Annotated in this window: 9 protein-coding genes, 1 tRNA gene and 3 pseudogenes; 9 read left to right on the forward strand and 4 right to left on the reverse strand. The window is 64.5% G+C overall.

What is annotated here, in order from left to right:
• Nucleotides 1–500, reverse strand: a pseudogene (locus NC4_RS43795) (transposase); the annotation flags it as partial.
• Between the two features lie 781 nt (nucleotides 501–1,281).
• On the opposite strand from NC4_RS43795, the gene NC4_RS38085 reads away from it, so the two are divergent.
• The 7 genes from NC4_RS38085 to NC4_RS38105 all read left to right on the forward strand — a co-directional run bounded on the left by NC4_RS38085 (nucleotide 1,282) and on the right by NC4_RS38105 (nucleotide 10,673).
• Nucleotides 1,282–2,286 (forward strand): hypothetical protein, encoded by a 1,005-nt coding sequence (locus NC4_RS38085; RefSeq protein ID WP_157555481.1) that lies wholly within the window; start codon nucleotides 1,282–1,284, stop codon nucleotides 2,284–2,286.
• 420 nt (nucleotides 2,287–2,706) lie between these two features.
• On the forward strand, nucleotides 2,707–6,222 hold the full coding sequence (locus NC4_RS38090) for a PA14 domain-containing protein (RefSeq protein WP_169814947.1): 3,516 nt from the start codon (nucleotides 2,707–2,709) through the stop codon (nucleotides 6,220–6,222).
• Nucleotides 6,219–8,135, forward strand: a complete 1,917-nt coding sequence (locus tag NC4_RS39800; RefSeq protein WP_084530188.1) for an RHS repeat-associated core domain-containing protein — start codon at nucleotides 6,219–6,221, stop codon at nucleotides 8,133–8,135. The genes NC4_RS38090 and NC4_RS39800 overlap by 4 nt, the downstream gene beginning before the upstream one ends.
• A 19-nt stretch (nucleotides 8,136–8,154) precedes the next feature.
• Complete coding sequence (locus tag NC4_RS40875) at nucleotides 8,155–8,526, forward strand: hypothetical protein (RefSeq protein WP_157555482.1); 372 nt, start codon at nucleotides 8,155–8,157, stop codon at nucleotides 8,524–8,526.
• A 296-nt stretch (nucleotides 8,527–8,822) separates the two neighbouring features.
• Entirely contained in the window at nucleotides 8,823–9,257 is a 435-nt protein-coding gene (locus NC4_RS38095; RefSeq protein WP_245722210.1) for a WKL family lipoprotein, read from the forward strand.
• A 289-nt stretch (nucleotides 9,258–9,546) separates the two neighbouring features.
• The gene (locus NC4_RS38100; protein WP_067549319.1) at nucleotides 9,547–9,732 is read left to right on the forward strand and encodes a hypothetical protein; all 186 of its coding nucleotides are present in this window, start codon (nucleotides 9,547–9,549) and stop codon (nucleotides 9,730–9,732) included.
• Between the two features lie 440 nt (nucleotides 9,733–10,172).
• Nucleotides 10,173–10,673, forward strand: coding sequence for a WKL family lipoprotein (locus NC4_RS38105; RefSeq protein WP_067549322.1), 501 nt, complete (start codon nucleotides 10,173–10,175; stop codon nucleotides 10,671–10,673).
• A 263-nt stretch (nucleotides 10,674–10,936) separates the two neighbouring features.
• Here the strand turns inward: NC4_RS38105 and NC4_RS38110 are convergent.
• The 3 genes and pseudogenes from NC4_RS38110 to NC4_RS38120 form a co-directional block, all read right to left on the reverse strand.
• Nucleotides 10,937–11,009: transfer RNA gene (locus NC4_RS38110), tRNA-Arg, on the reverse strand.
• Between the two features lie 95 nt (nucleotides 11,010–11,104).
• Nucleotides 11,105–11,934, reverse strand: a pseudogene (locus NC4_RS38115) (SAM-dependent methyltransferase).
• A 128-nt stretch (nucleotides 11,935–12,062) separates the two neighbouring features.
• Nucleotides 12,063–13,529, reverse strand: a pseudogene (locus tag NC4_RS38120) (flavin-containing monooxygenase).
• A gap of 517 nt (nucleotides 13,530–14,046) precedes the next feature.
• Here NC4_RS38120 and NC4_RS38125 point away from each other — a divergent pair.
• Together NC4_RS38125 and NC4_RS38130 are read left to right on the forward strand one after the other, a co-directional pair.
• Nucleotides 14,047–15,684, forward strand: coding sequence for a long-chain fatty acid--CoA ligase (locus tag NC4_RS38125; protein ID WP_067549325.1), 1,638 nt, complete (start codon nucleotides 14,047–14,049; stop codon nucleotides 15,682–15,684).
• Nucleotides 15,685–15,817: 133 nt separating this feature from the next.
• A complete protein-coding gene (locus NC4_RS38130) occupies nucleotides 15,818–17,437 on the forward strand; it encodes an acyl-CoA synthetase (protein ID WP_067549328.1) in 1,620 nt (539 codons plus the stop codon).
• The last annotated feature ends 4 nt before the right edge of the window (nucleotides 17,438–17,441 follow it).

Consider the following 17,441-nt stretch of genomic DNA (forward strand, 5'->3'; position numbering starts at 1 on the left):
AGTCAGCGAGCTCGTCGGCGATGAAGCGGTAGCCGAACGCGGGGTCGTCGGCATGGATGTCACGAGCCGCGTCGATCAGATGGGCGTCGTCCCAATCACGCTGCGTGACAGGTGTTTCTTCCACTTGTAGAACGCCTGTGGAGTGAAACCGAGAACCCGGCAGATCACCGCGACAGCGAACCCGTCGGCGGCCAGTTCGAGGACCAGCGGGAACCTCATTTTGGGGGCAACTCGCGGGCGAAGAACGCCGCGGCGCGGCGCAGGATCTCGTTCTCCTGCTCCAGCTGCTTGGTGCGCTTACGCAGCTCACGCAACTCAGCGGACTCTTCGCCGGTCAGGCCGGGCTTGTTCCCATCCTCGATGTCGGCCTGTTTGGGCCAGTTGTGCAGGCACGCTTCGGAGATCCCGAAATCCTTGGCGACCTGCTTGATCGGGGCGTTGCCCTTGCGGGCGACGGCGACGACATCGCGGCGGAACTCCTCCGGATACGGCTTCGGCACGGTGGACATCCTTCCAGCGAGGACGACGGCCTCACAGATCAGGAATCAACCAAACCTGGAGCATTCCCATTACACCCATTCCTGGGTGGTGGATTCCGGGAGTGAGGCATTGGGGCCGCGCTTTGCCTCTCTACTCGGCGGCTGTGTTGAGGTGGCTCCCGGGGGACCGTGACAATACGTGTCACTTCGAAACCTGGGTGACTCTTGTGAGTGGAGCTGGCGATGGCTGAAAAGCTCTCTCCAGCAGCGCTTTTAAATTCGAGCGGATGGCGATCGGCATCGGCGTGGATCGGAGTCGCGACTGAAATCGCTGGTTGGTCGCTGCTTGTGATCTGGCCGCTGCGAACATGGCTGGCGTCGATGCTCGACCGTGCGTAACCAGAACGGTGTGACGACCAATTATGTTGGTTGTAAATCCGATCAGATCGTCGTGGGTTCGTGAGTTGCTGGCGCGTTTCTCAGTGTCGGCAGGTGGCGATGCAGTTCGTCAAGTGAAGTTGCGTTCCGCTTGTTCGCGCCGCACAGTCTTGGTCGCTACGAGACCCATATGGAGCATTTACAGCGACGAAGTGAAGACGGCATGAAATCGTGCCGGAGCAGTCGCTGGAGTTTTTCTGCGGGGAGACCAAGGTCCGTGCTGTTCGGTGCGGCTGCGGCGAGTAATTGTGCGCGTCGCCATTTGGCGGCGTCAGTTTCGAGGGGTGTCATGCTATTTCGGCCTTGGCCGCCGGGCTGCTTGCGTGTCTTCACGCGGCTGCTTGTTCCCGCTGTTGTGTTCCTTTTGACGGCGGCGCTGGGTGTGTCGCTGGTGCAGGTGGTTGTGTCGCCGTCGGCGCAGGCCGAACCGTCGGAGGCTCCATCCGTGCCAGCGCCCGCGGAGGAACCGAAGCTGCCGAAGGATGCGAAGGACGAGCCGGCATCTACGCACCTGGCGGCAGATTTCACGCCGTTGGCGGGGTTCAAGGTGCCGCCGTCGGGTGTGCGGGAAGGTTTCGATCCGAAGACGTCGAAGGAGACGGCGCGGACCGAGAAGTCGGTGACATACACCAACGCCAACGGTTCGCAGTCGGTGGTGTTGTCGGCGACGCCGGTGAGTGTTCGTGACGAGCGCGGCAACTGGGTGGCGATGGATACTCGGTTGGAGGCCAAGCAGGGTTCCGCGGCGGCAGTGCGGGACGGCGCGCGGACCGAGTTCGCGGCCTTCGCCGATGATCCGGCGTTGGTGCGCATGGACACCGGTGATGCGCCGATATCGCTGGCATTGGTGGGAGCTCGTAAGGCGCAGGGCAAGATGTCGGGTTCGACGGTCACCTACCCGGATGCGTTGCCTGGTCAAGATCTGCGGTACACGGTGGAACCGGGTGCGGTCAAGGAAGAGATCGTCATCAAGAACGCCCAGGCGGTCGGTGATGGACGGTGGGTGTTCGTGATGCAGCTCGGCGACGGTCTGACCCCGCAGCTGAAGGGTGACGGTGTGGTCATCGTCGACGCCAAGGGCGCGCAAGTGGCGGCGCTGCCGCCGATCACGGTGTTCGATTCGGCAGACAAGAAGGCGAAGGACAAGAAGAAGGCTGGTCCTGCACGCACGGGCGGCAAATACTCGCTGGCGCGCAAGGATGACGCGTGGTTGCTGGCGGTTGCGGTGGACACCAAGTGGTTGACCGACAAGAAGCGGGTCTTCCCGATCACCGTTGATCCCACCTACACCTATGGCTTCGGCAAGACCGCCGAGACGCGCGCGTACTCCTCGGCCGGAGCCGAGTGCGTGAACACCTGCGGCATCTAGATCGGTAACTCGCGCCCGAATGATTCGAATCTGTTCTGGCGATCGGCATTCCGATTCGACTTCTCCCCGCTGTTCGACAAGAACATCATCGGTGCGCGCATGGATTTCCAGCGCACCGGTGATACCGGCACCGCGGCGTCTGCGACCTCGACGCTGCATCAGGCCAAGAGCACGCTCGGCTACGACGCCACGGGCCAGGAGCTGGCGTCCGGATCCCTCGGTGATGCCGGGATGATGTTCTCCTCGGAGTTGACCGGCTATATCGCCGATCGGGTCGCGGCGAAGGACAACAACGCATGGTTCCTGCTCTCGGGTGGCGAGACCGATGAGGTGTCGTTCAAGACCCTGCAGGCCAGCCTGATCGTCGACTACGGCACCCCGCCACCGCCGACCACACTGGTCGGTCCCGCGGACGAGAGCGTGATCGCCACCGCCACCCCGACCTTGTCGGTCAGCCCGGTCACCAACCCGTCCGGAGCGGCCACCTTGTACTGCTTCAAAGTGTCGACCGGCTTCGACGGCCGCTCCGGCACGGTCGTGGACTCGGGCTGCCTGAAGGACCCGAAGTGGACCGTGCCAAAGAACGTGCTGCGTGACGGCGGGAAGTACACGTGGACCGCGTTGACCGCGCTCGCCGGTGGCGTGACCACCACGACCCCGCAGTGGGTCGGACATTTCAGCATCGACCAGCGTATGGGCGATTCGAAGGTCTCCGTGGTGGACGAGGTCGGTCCGCTGTCGGTGAACTTGTTCAACGGCAACCTGCGCACCAACAGCGGCGGCCCGCAGTTCACCTCCGTGGGCGGGGAGTCGGGTATCACCCTTGCCTACAACTCGCGCGGCGGTGAGGCGCACGGGTTGCGGGCGTCGTACTTCAACGATTCCAGCCACGCCGGCAAGGCCGATGACGTGGCGGTGCTGGTGCGCACCGAGCCGCAGGTGAACCTGAGCTTGGCCAATACTTTCCCCGGGCACCCGAATCCGATTCCGACCGGGTTGAACAAGGACTGGTTCGTCATCCGGTGGGAGGGCTACTTCAAGGCGCCGGTCGCCGGAGACTTCCGCTTCGTCGGCGAGCACGCCGAGGGCGCGAAGATCTGGATCGACGGCAAGGTTGTCTACGACAGCCCGAAATCGTTGGGTCTGCCCACTGATCTGTTCAGCGCCACCGCCACCCCGAAGCGGGACGATGAGGTGTCGTTGAAGACCGGGCAGCGGGTGCCGGTCAAGGTCGAGCTGTATCACCGCAACCCCACGGTGATGCAGGTGATGGCGTTGTGGGTCAAGAGCACCACCGACGGCGGCTTTTTCGGCGGCCGTGTCACCAATCTGATGCCGCAGGTGGTCAAGACCGAGCACCTGTATTCCGCAGATCCGGCGCCGCTTCCGGGCGGTTGGACACTCGGGGTTGCCGGCAGCGGCTACAGCCGGGCCGAGATGCTCGACGGGTCGGTGATCCTGACCGACACCACCGGTGCCAAGCACACCTGGGCGGCAGCCTCGGTCGGCGGCTACACACCACCGGTCGGTGAGGACGGCGTGCTTGCGGTCGATGGGTTCGGCAAGATCACCGTCACCGTGGGCGACGTGGTGTCGGTGTTCAACCCCGATGGCAGCTTGGCTACGGTGGCCTCGGTGCTGGATTCGAAGAAGCCGGCCGCGCTGCAATACCTCTACAGCGGCACACCACCACGGCTCACGCAGATCAAAGACCCTGTCTCGGGCCGCTCGCACACCCTGCACTACAACACCAACAACAGCGGCAGTTGCTACGGCGGCGCCACCAAACCGACGGGCAAGTCCTACGTCTACGACAGCCACGACACCAAGGACCCTGACGACCCCAATAAAGCGCCGTACAAGGTCTACATGGACGTCATCGCCGCCGCGCCGCCACCGCAGATGCTGTGCCGCATCACCTACTGGGACGGCACCGAAACCCGGCTGTGGTACTCGCACGCGGGCACCCTGGACCGGATCGAGAACCCCGGCGGGGAAGTCCGCGACTACACCTACGAAAAGGAAGCCACTGCGGTATTCCGTGCCTTCCACTACGGGGTGGACAGTGCGACAGCGCAGCAAGCCATCGACCGTCTCGGCCCGATGAATCAAACGCGCGGCAGCCTAGCCACGGATTGGCTGTCTCGTCAGTCGTCGTCGTTGCCGAAAAACGCCGAAGCCTTTACGGTCATCTACCGCCCGATCAAAGACAGTTTCGCGCTCGATGACCAGGCGTCGGCGCGCCCGAGCATCGTGTATCAACCGGTTCCCGTCACCCCCGACGGCTCCAAGCCCGCGCGTAACGCCCACGTTTACGAGTACGTGGGGTACGGGGTGGAGCTCGGAAAGAACCAGGCAGCCGTCCGATATCCGGGTATCGCGCTGATCCGGATGCGGGTGGTCACCTTCGACGATGCCGGGCGCGTGGCGGCCTCGACCGACGCCGACGGCGTGACCACCACGACAGAATGGAACATCAAGGACAAGCCCGTCGCGGTCACCGACGGCACGGGACGGCGCATCACCAACATCTATGACCATGCCGACCGGCTGACCGACAGCTTCGGCCCCGCCCCGGCCTCCTGTTTCGACGGGTTGATCCCCACCGCCGAGTGTGCGAAGACGATGCCGCACTCCCATGTCGGCTACGACGAGGGCACCCTCGGACTGCAGACCGCTCTCTACGACAATCCGTACCTGTCAGGTGTGCCATCGGTGTGGCAGACCGGGGTCGGCACCAGCGACGGAGCACTGTCCCGGAACTGGGGTGCCACCCCGCCCGTCGCCAACAGTTCCGGCTGGTCGGGCCGGTTCACCGGTGAAATCCAGTTCCCCGCCGCCGGTGAGTACAAGCTTGGGTTCACCGTCATCGACGGTGTCCGGTTGTGGATCGACGACGTGCTGATCGTCGACAGCTGGACCGACAAGCCCGCCACCGCGGTGTCGGGCATCTACACCAACACCACCGCCGGCAAGTGGCACCGCGTCCGCATCGACTACTACAATCGCAGCGGCAACACCGGCGCGCTGAACTTCACCTGGACGCCCCCGGGTACCGGTGCCATGGTGACCATTCCCGGCCAGCACCTCGCACCACGCTACGGCTACGAGACGAGCGAGGTCGGCTACAGCAGCTCCGGTGGCAGTGTTGAGAGGGCACCGTCCACGGTCGTCACGACCGGCTACTCGGACCCGGCCAACGGCATCGACCCGGTCTACGGGCTCGTGGTGTCCAAGACCCACGACCCGGGTGGGGCGAACCTGGTCCGGAGCAACAGCTTCGAACAGCCCGGCGACGGGTACCTGCGCAAGCTGGCCCAAGCCTTGCCCGCCGGCGACATCACCAACCCCGACGAACGCGGCACCTTCGCCTACTACGGCGGCACCGAAACCCGCAAGAACCCGTGCGATTCGACGTCCGCGGCTGTCAGCCAGGTCGGCATGATCAAGACCGTCACTTCGGCCCCGAACGCCGACGGCTCACCCAACGTGCTCGAGACGGTCTACGACAGCGCGGGCCGCATCGTCGCGACCCGAATCAACGACGAGCCGTGGTCGTGCGTCACCTACGACGCACGCGGCCGGGTCGCCAAGAAGTCGTTCCCTGCTATGGGCGACCAGCCCGGACGAACCATCACCTTCGACTACGCCGTGGGCGGCAACCCGCTCATCCAGCGCGTCAGCGACGAAAGCGGTTCTACCACCACCGCGATCGACCTGCTAGGCCAGGTCCTGTCCTACACCGACGCCACCGGTGTGGTCACGACCTCCAAGTACGACACCGAAGGACGCAAGACCAGCGAAACCACCACGATCAAGGGCGTCACCTCGACCCTGAACTATGGCTGGACCCGCGCCTCCCGCCTGATCAGGCTCGACCTGGACGGCACCACCGTCGCCACCCCACCTACAACGCGGGGCTGCTGCAGAGCGTGAGCTACGGCAACAAGTCGAATCTCGCGATCGGCTACAACGACGCCGCATCGATCACCGCCCTCACCTGGAAAACCCCGGGCTCGACGGTCACCGACACCGTCACCCGCTCCCGTGACCAACGCATCACCGACACCGTCATCACCGACACCGCAACCCCCGGAACGACGTACGACTACTCTTACACCTACGACGCCGTCGGACGACTGATCGGCGCTAAGGTGCCGCACCACCAGCTGACCTACGGCTACGCCGCCGACAACGGCTGCGGACCCAACCGCAAGGCCGGCGCCAACACCAACCGCACCGTGCTCATCGACAGCCGCGACGGCGGCCTACCGACCAGCACCGTCTACTGCTACGACCACGCCGACCGGCTCATCTCCACCGCCGGCGCCACCAAACTAACGTTCGAATACGACGCCTACGGCAACGCCATCAAAGTCGGCACCGACACCCTCGGCTACGACTCCACCCGCCGACACGTGACCACCAGCACCGAGTCCGGACGATCGGTGACATACACCCGTGACGTCACCGACCGCATCACGGCGCGAACCATCAAGGACGGCAACGACCCCGAGAAGATCACCCGCTACGGGTTCACCTCCGATAGTGGCGGTATGGACTTCGTCCTGGATGCGTCCGGGAACCTGCGCCAGCGCATCCTGAAACTGCCCGGCAGTGTCGTACTCACCAAGAATTACGCCCAGGCCACCACCACCAACTGGTCCTACCCCGACATCCACGGCAACATCGGGTTCACCGCCGACGGCAACGGCACACGCACCGGCGCGATCCACCTCTACGACCCGCTCGGCCAGAACATCGACCCGGAAACCGGCGAGTTTGGGGATATCCCAATCCCCGCCACCGTCGACGGTGGCATGGACCTCGGCTTCCTCGGGCAACACACCGTCCCAGTTGAACACATCGCCAGCCAACAAGCCCTTGAAATGGGCGCCCGAACCTACCTACCGATCCTCGGCCGCTTCCTCCAAACCGATCCCATCTCCGGCGGCTCAGCCAACAACTACGAGTACTGCAACGCTGACCCCATCAACAACCTAGACCTCACCGGAGAAAGCCCACGCCGCCCAACGGGCCAGATGATGCCTGGCTGGGGAGAAGGCATGGGCGGATTCTCGGGCTACCCAGCCGGCGTACCCAAGGGCGTGGGAGGAACCGCAGGTGGCCGCGGTCCTGGCGGCGGCGGTGGTGGTGGCGGCCCAGCCAAGGCTCCACCAGCGAAAGTCCAGCCTGCGCCTGCAGAGGGGCAAGGAACCAGACCACCCAATCTCTCACCGCCGGGTGCCGGGAGACAAGGCGCGTTGAATCAAGCCAAAATAGACTCGGGTGTTCCCACCAGCATGAGCCCAACCCGTACCTTGCCCAACGTGGACAGGCGCGGCAAACCTCAGCCGGGCGTGGTATACGAATATGACGTTCCTGCTGCTGGAGGCGGGACCAGAACGGTGCGAATACGAGACGACGCAGGTGGGCACGAGTTTCCTGACAATCCCGCTCAAAATCGCGGACCACACTTCAACACGGAAAATGGCGATCAATATGACTACTGGTCAACCAGTATTACGGCGGGAAAGAGCAATAGATTGGCCGAAACTTCGCGCGCTCCCCGCAGCGGCCGACCTCGATATTCTCTCGTTGGAACTGCAACGACCCGCCGGTCGCGATATTGCGGGCCTGGTCGAACAGGCGACGCTCGCCGTTCAGTCCGCGATGCAAAGCGCAGCACTCTTGCGGCCCGCTTCTCTGTGGGTGGTTGTCGCAACAGTACCCAACCGTCCGCTCAACAAAGCGGCAGCGGTTCGCTTACTTCAGTCGGAGATACCTGCGGGAGTTGTCGATCTACCCGCGTTGGAGAGCTCATGGTCAGCGTTTCCAATCTCTTATGAGGATCATTCAATAGGGTTCTTGGCGAGCGCATCTTTTGCGGTCACTGATCTTCCAAGTGCTGTTGGCATGACGATTCGCGAAAACGCAATAATTCTCGCCCTCGGTATCAGTGAAGGCGATCCGGTCAGTCGATTTTGTGAATATCTTCAGCGATCTACCCCTACGCGTCGAATCGATCTACTTCCCCTTGCGGTCGACGTCTTCGCAGGAGGCTCGTTTATCATGCAAGGGTTCGGCGAGTTTGACGACGCGATAGTGGGGGTAGATATCGTGGCTAGACGTCGAACTATCGTCGAATTGGAGGAATATATTCGCGACTTCTTACCTGACCCGAACCTTAGACAGGATGCCGAGCAAGCGCTGTACAACGAAAATGGCAATCAGGTTTAGATCTGGGTCAGGTTAAGTCCGGTTGTCCAAGCCGATCTGGTGGCTGGGCGTTGGGCTCACCCTGTGCGGTCCGCTCCAGCGTTCGTGCTCCGCTCTGGCGTGGTATCTGGCCGTTTCCGATCAGCGCCCTCATCGCAGCCGGGACCGCATGCGTAGCAAAGTTTCTCGCCCTCCCAGGCGCTGTCGCTTGTACTTGGCGGCTTATTAGCCCAGTCGTTGATTGCCACCGACCTGCTCGAACACAGAGGATCAAACAGTTGAAGTTTCATCGGACCGGATGTATCGCGGTCGCCACAGTGACCGTCGTGACCGCGCTCGGGCTGTCCGCGTGTGGAGGGGGCGATAATAAGCCCGCCAAAACCAAGGCTGCCCTGAATCTGCCGCCGGTGCCCACCGCGCACGATCTCAACGCCGGTTTGCAGAAGGCCCTGGACCCGAATGTCCCGAGCCAGGACAAGCTCAACCTGCTGCAAGGTGTTCAGGCCGACCCCGAGCTGCCGAGCAGGCTTATCGAGGTGTTCCGGCAGACAAATGCCACCATCACCGTCACTGCGGTCGACGACCTGGGCTATGGAACCATCACCGCCGACGCCCAGTTATCGGTCAACAATGGTGCACCGCAACAGGTTGTGGTGCCATTCGTGGCCGAGGACGGAAAATGGAAGGTCCAGAAGGAGTGGATTTGCAACACCCTCTTATACGCCAACCAGCCGTCACCGGCATGCGCGTAGCCGTGATCCCGCTGCGGACGAATGCCGCCTAGCAGTCCGTCGCCCGCATCGGGACAATCCGGCGCACCCTCACCCTCGATGTACATGTAGTTGTTGATGAGTGGCTTGCAGCGGGCGCGGACGTGACCCACCCAGCAATCTCGGTCAGCCCCGAGAACGCGCCGACAGGAACACAGACTCGCCAGGGTGACGCCGAATCCAATGCCCATCCGCCACAGTCACTACCAGCGTGTCAGCGCCAGCGGGGACTGCAAGAACGAGGGTGCAATTCCGAATCAAGGAGTGGCACATGGACTCTGATGTGGCGAGTGCCGAGTCGGTCGAAACTGACGCGGTGGCTAGACCCAAGAAACCGAAGACGACGGCGGTGGATTCCGATCTGGTGGGCCAGCGCATGGTCCAGGCCCGCGCCAGCGGGCTGCAACTGACCGGTGAGGGTGGGCTGCTGGGGCACCCAGCATGCCAGAACCGCTGACCGTTCCGAGTAGTCCTTGGCGGTGATGACGCGATGCGAGACCCGGAACCCGACCTCCGTCCGGGGCTGCTTCCGGCAAGCCTGGAATGCGGATCGCGCGTGAGCTCGGGTGGACGGTGTCGTTCGTGGCGACAAGCAGCGCACCACGATCCAGCCAATGACGACTCTCGTCGAGGTCGAGGTGGGGCGCTCATAGAGTGGAGAGTGGGGTGGCTAGCAGGACAAGCTCGACTGTATTCCCGGCTGAACTGCCTGACTCCGTACGAATAGGAAGCCACATGGCCGAACTCGAAGAGAACTATGAGGATTTGAACTGAAAGTGCTTCAGCACTCCTTTCAGCGGACCGTGGAGTCGGTACGGTCGACGATCGTGCACTCGTCGCAGGGTGAGCGGCCGGCGGCAGTGCGTGGCGATGTCATTCGAACGAAGGAATCAGCACTTGAAGCTCCGTAAGGGTGGACGCATAGCCGTCGCGGCTCTAGCTGTAGCTACCACACTCGGCCTGTCGGCATGTGGAGGTGGTGACAAGAAGGAAGCCACCGAGCCCGCGAAGACTTCGACATCGAAAGTTGCTGCTGAGCAGACCTACCCGCCCACTCCGACGCCGGCGGACCTGAACAGTGCGATGCAGAGGGTGCTGGATCCGAGCGTTCCGGACTCCGAGAAGCTGGACTTGATGCAGGGCATGCAGGCCGATCCCGGCCTGCCTTCGCGAATCATCGAGGCTTACAAGCAGAACAACGCCTCGATCACGGTCACCAACGTCACCGATCTGGGCAATGGCACCCTCAGTGCAGACGCGCAAGCCGCGATCAACGGTGGCGCCCTGCAGCAAGCCGTCGTGCCCTTCGTTGCCGAGGATGGCAAATGGAAGGTTCAGAAGGACTGGATCTGCAACATTCTGTCGCTCGGCAACCAGACCTCGCCAGCATGTAGTTGATTCTTGGACACCCTGTCATGGCGCATAGTGCGCGGTTCAAAGCGGTCACGCGGTGTGGCTGGAGGATCGACGAGCCGGGGTCGTCACGGGCTCAGCGCTTGGCTGGCTATACTTCGCTATACCGGCTCTGACCTGCGGTGCTAGCTGACAGCAACCCCCTATAGTTCGAACCTGCGACATGCGACCTGGGGTTTTGCGTTCGACCTGATTCCCTTGCGATTCGTGGAACAGGGCTGAACTGCGGAAATGCGGCTTCCCGAATGTGCCCTCGGCAGGATTCGAACCTGCGACACCCGCTTTAGGAGAGCGGTGCTCTATCCCCTGAGCTACGAGGGCTGAATTGGGGCGTGGAGTGCGCGGCCCAACCCGGACGCGGGGGAGTCTACCTGGTTGGGGGCGGGGGCGCATCCATATTTGTGGGGGCGTGGCGGTCAGGGCTTGGTGGCGGTGGCGATGATGTAGTCGGCCCAGGGGCCCCAGATCATCAGGCCGGGGCGGCTGAAGGTGGCGCGGAGGAGGGGGTTGACTCGGCGCATGTCGGGTTCTCGGAGGCGTTTGCCCAGATAGGCGGCGAGGGGGGAATATACGTCGTCGCGGATCGAGTAGACGGATATGGCCTGGAAACCGGCTGCTTGCAGGAGTTTTCGATAACGCGGGATGTTGCCTCGGGGGGTGATGTCGGCGGTGACGAGTTTGCCGTGGGGGCGGAGGATGCGGTGGGCTTCGGCGAAGAAGCGGGGGTAGGAGGGGAAGTGGAAGGCGGATTCGAGGGCGGTGACCTTCGTGCAGGAAGGGGAGGGGCGGGGGAGGGCGGTGGCGGAGCCGTATTCGAAGTGGATGCGGTCGGATAGGCCCAGGTCGGCGGCTCGGCGGGTGGCTATTTCGATCTGCTCGCGGGCTATGTTCATGCCGGTGATCTCTGCGGGGGCGAACTCTCGGGCCCAGAGGAAATCCTGGTCGCCGTAGCCGAATCCGATATCGAGTTGGATGTCGTGGGGGCCCAGGTCGGCTTCACGGGCTACCAGGCGGGCCAGGTCGCGGCTGGCCTCGTCGAGACTGGACGGGCGGTTGCGCCAGTAGCCGAGGTTGATGAAGAGGGAGTCCTCGCCGAAGAGGTTCCGGGGGCCGACTATGTCGTAGGCGCGGCCGACGCGGCGGGCGGGAGGAAGGGGATCTTGGCCCATTCGCGGCATTCGCGGGCCCAGCGGGCGGTGCGTTCGGGCAGGGATTCGACCGGGATGGCGGCGGTGGTGAGCGTCATGGGACCCTCCGAAACGGGTATTCCGGTGGCCGTATTTGTCTCAGACGATCAAGCGTCGGATTAATGACAGTCTCAGACGGGTTGGCCGGGGAGTCAAGGGGCGATTGCCGCCCCGGCCACTGCCGCCGTTACCGCGCGGCCTGCTGCTCCTCGTAGTCCGACGGCTTGAATGTGCTTGTCTTCCAGCGGAACAGCGCTGTCATACCGGGCCAGTTGTTGGTGATCCGGCCCGAGGCGTTGCGGTACCAGCTGGAGCAGAAGTTCCAGGGCGTGTCCTTCAGGCGATTCTGGAGCCAGTCGTCCCAGGACTGCTCGACCTCCGACTTGGCGGAGACGAAACGCCCGGGGTGGGCGCCCAGGTATCGCACGGCCTGCCGGATGTAGCGGGCCTGCGACTCCAGCATGTAGATGATGGAACCCGCGCCCACATTGGTATTCGGCCCGTACATGAGGAACAGATTCGGGAAGCCGGGCACCGACATGCCCAGATACGCCCGCGCCCCCTCGGCCGATCATTCGTCGGCGAGCTTGCGCCCGCCCAGACCGTAGATGTTCATGGGCGCGAGGAACTCGGTCCCCTTGAACCCGGTGCCGTAGATGATCACGTCCACCGCGTGCTCGACGCCGTCGGCGGTGCGAATGCCGTCGGGGGTGACCTCGGTGATGGCCGTGGTCTCGACGTGCACATTGTCCTGCGCCAGCGCCGGGAAGTACTCGTTGGAGAATAGCCCGCGCTTACATCCCGCCGCGTAGTCGGGAGTCAGCTTGGCGCGCAGGGCATCATCGGGAACCTGCACCCGCCGATGCCGATCGGCCAGCGCGATCACCGGCACCTTGATGGGCGGAATATCGGTGAGCGCCAATGCCATCACCTCGAAATAGGTCCAGATGGCGAACCGCTCCGCCAGCCGAGTGAGCGGTACGTGCTTGAACAGCGCGTGATGCAGCGCGCTGTACTCGGTATCCCACTTGGGCAGCACCCAGGCCGCCGAGCGCTGGAACAGCGTCAGGTGCGCGACCCGCGGCTGAATCTGCGGAATGTATTGAATGGCACTGGCTCCCGTGCCGATGCAGGCCACGCGTTTGCCGGTGAGATCCACCGAGTGATCCCATTCGGCCGAGTGGAACGCCGCCCCGGCGAAGCTGTCGATCCCGGGCAGATTCGGCATGGCGGGCCGGGACAACTGCCCCACCGCCGGAATCAGGATATCGGCGATATGGGTGACCCCCGCCGCCGTGCGCACCCGCCAAACCCCCGCCCGCTCATCGAATTCCGCATCGGTGACCTCGGTGCCGAACTCGATCCTGCCCGGCAGCCCGTGCTTGTCCGCCACCGCGCGCATGTACTCGTGAATATCGCGCTGCTGCGAGAACCGCCGCGGCCAATCGGATTTCGGCTCGTACGACCACGAGTACAGCGGCGAGGGCACATCGCAGGCCGCGCCCGGATAGGTGTTCTCGCGCCACACGCCGCCCAGATCCGCGGCCTTCTCCAGAATGGTGAAGTTGGTCAGCCCGTGGCGCTGCAGTTCCAGCGCCATGCCGAGCCCGGCGAATCCGGCGCCGATGATGAGGATGGACGGCTCACGTTGCATGACTCGACGGTAGAGCCATAGTCCCTGGTCACGCAGGCATCCCCGGACAGTGAATCCGTATTTTCGGCCATACCGCCCCGGGTCGCCGCTAACCCCCCGCCCCCGCCGCTCACAAGCAAGTGTCCGAGTCAGTGAGACGCTGCTGACCTGCGAAACCCCGTCTCGACTGGACAGTTCCACGCTCCACTACCTATATTCACGGAAGATCTTGCTCCAATTTACTTGTCCTGGTTGGTGTTTGGCAGTCTGCTGCGCCGCAGGGGGCGTCGTCGCGTGCCGACCCGGCCAGGACCACGGAGTCGGCTGGTCACCGTGTTGGGCGGTGGCGGGTCGACCAACAGGCAGCGGGGCGGCGAAGGTGGGGTTCGCCGTCCCGCAGCCTTGTTCCCGGGCGGACACGCGCACGACTACTCGCCATTACCGTGACGCCTGGTCACATGGTGTCCCGATTCCGCTATTCTCGCCGACAGTGACTCAGTTCACTCGTCAGTAGGGACATGCAAGGAGCGGTTGGGAAATGTTGAGCACCATGCAGGACGAGCAGCTCTCGCTCGCCTCACTACTGCGGTGCGCGGCCACCTTCCAGGGCGACAGCACCGTGTCGACCTGGACCGGGGACGGCGTCCGCACCCAGACTTTCCGCGAGCTCGGCGCCGATGCCGCCCGCCTCGCCAATGCCCTGCGTGACCTGGGCGTCGGCGAAGGCAACCGGGTCGGCACCTTCATGTGGAACAACAACGAGCACATGGTCGTCTACACCGCCGTGCCCGCCATGGGCGCGGTACTGCACGCGCTCAATATCCGCCTGTTCCCCGAGCAGCTGGTCTACGTGGCCAATCACGCCGAGGACAAGGACGTCATCGTGGACGGCACACTGCTGCCGCTGTTCGGTCAGTACCTGCCGAATCTGAAGACCGTCCGCCACGTCGTCGTCGCCAATGGCGATGCCGCCGCGCTCACCGCGCCCGAAGGCGTGACCGTGCACTCCTACACCGAACTGCTTGCCGCCCAGCCCGATACCTACGACTTCCCGATCGTGGACGAGCGTTCCGCCGCCGGTATGTGCTACACCTCCGGCACCACCGGCGATCCCAAGGGCGTCGTCTACTCGCACCGCTCCAATGTCCTGCACGCCATGCAGGTCTGCCAGCCCAATGGCATGGGCTTCAGCGGCGCCGACACCGTGCTGGCCATTGTCCCGCTCTTCCACGCCAGTGCCTGGGGCCTGCCCTACGCCGCCATGATGTCCGGCGCGAATCTGCTTATGCCCGACCGCTTCCTGCAGCCGCAGCCGCTGCTGGAGATGATGGCCGCGGTCAAGCCGACCTTCGCCGCCGCCGTGCCCACCATCTGGGGCGGCGTGCTGGCCGGATTGCAGGCCGCGCCGCAGGACATCTCGCATCTGCGCACCTGTGTGGTGGGCGGCTCGGCGCTGCCGCCGTCCATGATGCACGCCTTCCAGGAGCGTCACGGCGTGAAACTGCTGCACGCCTGGGGCATGACCGAGACCTCCCCGCTGGGTTCGGTGGCGCATCCGCCGACCGGTGTGGAAGGCGACGAGGAATGGGCCTACCGCTACACCCAGGGCCGCTTCCCCGCGCTGGTGCAGGCGCGTTTGGTCGCCGACGACGGGTCCGTGCTGCCCAATGACGGACAGGCCCTGGGCGAGCTGGAGATCAAGGGCCCCTGGATCACCGGCGCGTACTACTCCCCGAGCGGCGAGGCGGTCGATCCGGACAAGTTCGACGACGGCTGGCTGCGCACCGGCGATGTCGGCAAGATCAGCCCCAATGGCTATCTGACCCTGGTGGACCGCTCCAAGGACGTCATCAAGTCCGGCGGCGAGTGGATCTCCTCGGTCGATCTGGAGAATGCCGTCATGGGTCACCCGGCCGTGGCCGAGGCCGCCGTCATCGGCATTCCGGACGAGAAGTGGGACGAGCGCCCGCTGGTCGCCATCGTGCTCACCGAGGGCGCGAAGGCCGAACCCGATGAGCTGCGCGACTTCCTGGCCGACAAGTTCGCCAAGTGGCAGCTGCCCGAGCACTGGACCTTCATCGAGGAGGTGCCCAAGACCTCGGTCGGCAAGTTCGACAAGAAGCGGCTGCGGGCCCAGTTCGCCGAGGGCGCGCTCACGGTGACGACGCTGTCGTAACTGTTCCGCTCGCGCCTTCTCGTCCGTACCGTTAGTTTGAGGGCGGATGCCACCAAATGGGGATGGACGAGGAGGTCCGGGTGAAAGCGCTGCGTGCACAGGGAGATTCGGCGTTCGAGCAGGGGGTTCGGGCATGACCATCGGATTGCTGCGCGCGGCCGGAACCCGGATGTGGACCGAGGCGGAATCGGCGCGCCTGGTGTTGCGGTCGGGCCTGGTCGGCATCGAATCCCCGGCCACCATGGTCTCGGCGGCCACCGCCATGGTGCGCTACGGCACCATCGCGGCCTCGCTCGCCCTGTCGGCGGCGCGGCATCCGGACCGCACCGCGCTCATCGACGAACTCGGCGCGCTGACCTTCGCGGAGCTGGACGAGCGCTCCAACCGGCTGGCCAATGCCTGGCGGGCGCGCGGTCTGCGCGGCGGGGAAGGCGTGGCCATTCTGGCGCGCAATCATCGCGGGCTGCTCGACGCGGTCTTCGCCGCCGCCAAGTGCGGCGCCCGGATCATCCTGCTGAACACCGATTTCGCGGGACCGCAGATTCGCGATGTGGCCACCCGCGAGGGCACCGATCTCCTCGTCTACGACGACGAATACGCCGCCATGCTCGACGAGGTGCACCCGCGCCGCGGCAGCTTCCGCGCCTGGACCGAGACCGAGCGTCCGGACAGTCTCGCGGCCTTGATCGCCGAGGGTGATCCGAAGGCCCCGCCCGCCCCCGGCGCCACTCCCAAACTGATCCTGCTGACCAGCGGCACCACCGGCACGCCGAAGGGCGCGCCCCGTCCGGAGCCGAAATCCCTTGCCCCGCTGGGCGCCCTGCTGTCGAAGGTCCCGTTCCGGGCGGGCGAGGTGACCGAATGCCCGGCGCCCATCTTCCACACCCTCGGATTCGCCTGCGCCATGCTGACTCTCGGCTTCGGCTCCACCCTGGTGATCCGTCGCCGCTTCGACCCGCAGGCCACCATCGACAGTCTGGCCGCCAATCGCGTGACCACCGTGTGGGCGGTCCCGGTCATGGTGCAGCGCATGGTGGATCTGGGCCCGCAGGCGTTCACCGCCCACGATCTGACGGCGCTGCGGATCATCTTCGTCGGCGGCTGCCAGTTGGGCGCGCAGCTGGCCAAGGAGGTCATCACCACCTTCGGCCCGGTGCTCTACAACGTGTACGGCTCCACCGAGATCGCCTACGCCACCATTGCCACCCCGGCCGATCTGGCCGTGGCACCGGGCTGCGTGGGCGGCCCGGTGCTCGGCACCCGGGTGGAGATCCTTGACGCGGACGGCCGTCCCGTGCAACCCGGTGTCACCGGCCGCATTTTCGTCGGCAACACTATCCAGTTCGAGGGCTACACCGGCGGCGGCCACAAGGAGCGGCTGCACGGCCTCATGTCCTCCGGCGATGTCGGCCATTTCGACGATGCGGGCCGCCTCTACATCGACGGCCGCGATGACGACATGATCGTCTCCGGCGGCGAGAACGTCTTCCCCGCCGAGGTCGAGGAACTCCTGCACACCCACCCGCATGTGCTGGAGGCGGCCGTCCTCGGCGTCCCCGACGAGAAATTCGGCGCCCGCCTCAAAGCCTTCGTGGTCGTACACGAGCAGCGCACCCTCACCGCCGACGAGGTCAGGGACTTCGTGAAATCGAATCTGGCGCGCTACAAGGTGCCCCGCGACGTGGTCTTCTTCGAGGAGCTGCCCCGCAACCCCACGGGCAAGGTCCTCAAGCGCAAACTGCTCGAGGTCTGACCGG

This window comes from Nocardia crassostreae, from assembly GCF_001613405.1.
GTDB lineage: Bacteria > Actinomycetota > Actinomycetes > Mycobacteriales > Mycobacteriaceae > Nocardia > Nocardia crassostreae.

What these genes read in the sequence shown, in the direction of transcription:
- NC4_RS38100 (WP_067549319.1), top strand. Translation starts at nt 9,547, where the DNA reads ATGGACTCTGATGTGGCGAGTGCCGAGTCGGTCGAAACTGACGCGGTG.
- NC4_RS38125 (WP_067549325.1), top strand. Translation starts at nt 14,047, where the DNA reads ATGTTGAGCACCATGCAGGACGAGCAGCTCTCGCTCGCCTCACTACTG.
- NC4_RS38130 (WP_067549328.1), top strand. Translation starts at nt 15,818, where the DNA reads ATGACCATCGGATTGCTGCGCGCGGCCGGAACCCGGATGTGGACCGAG.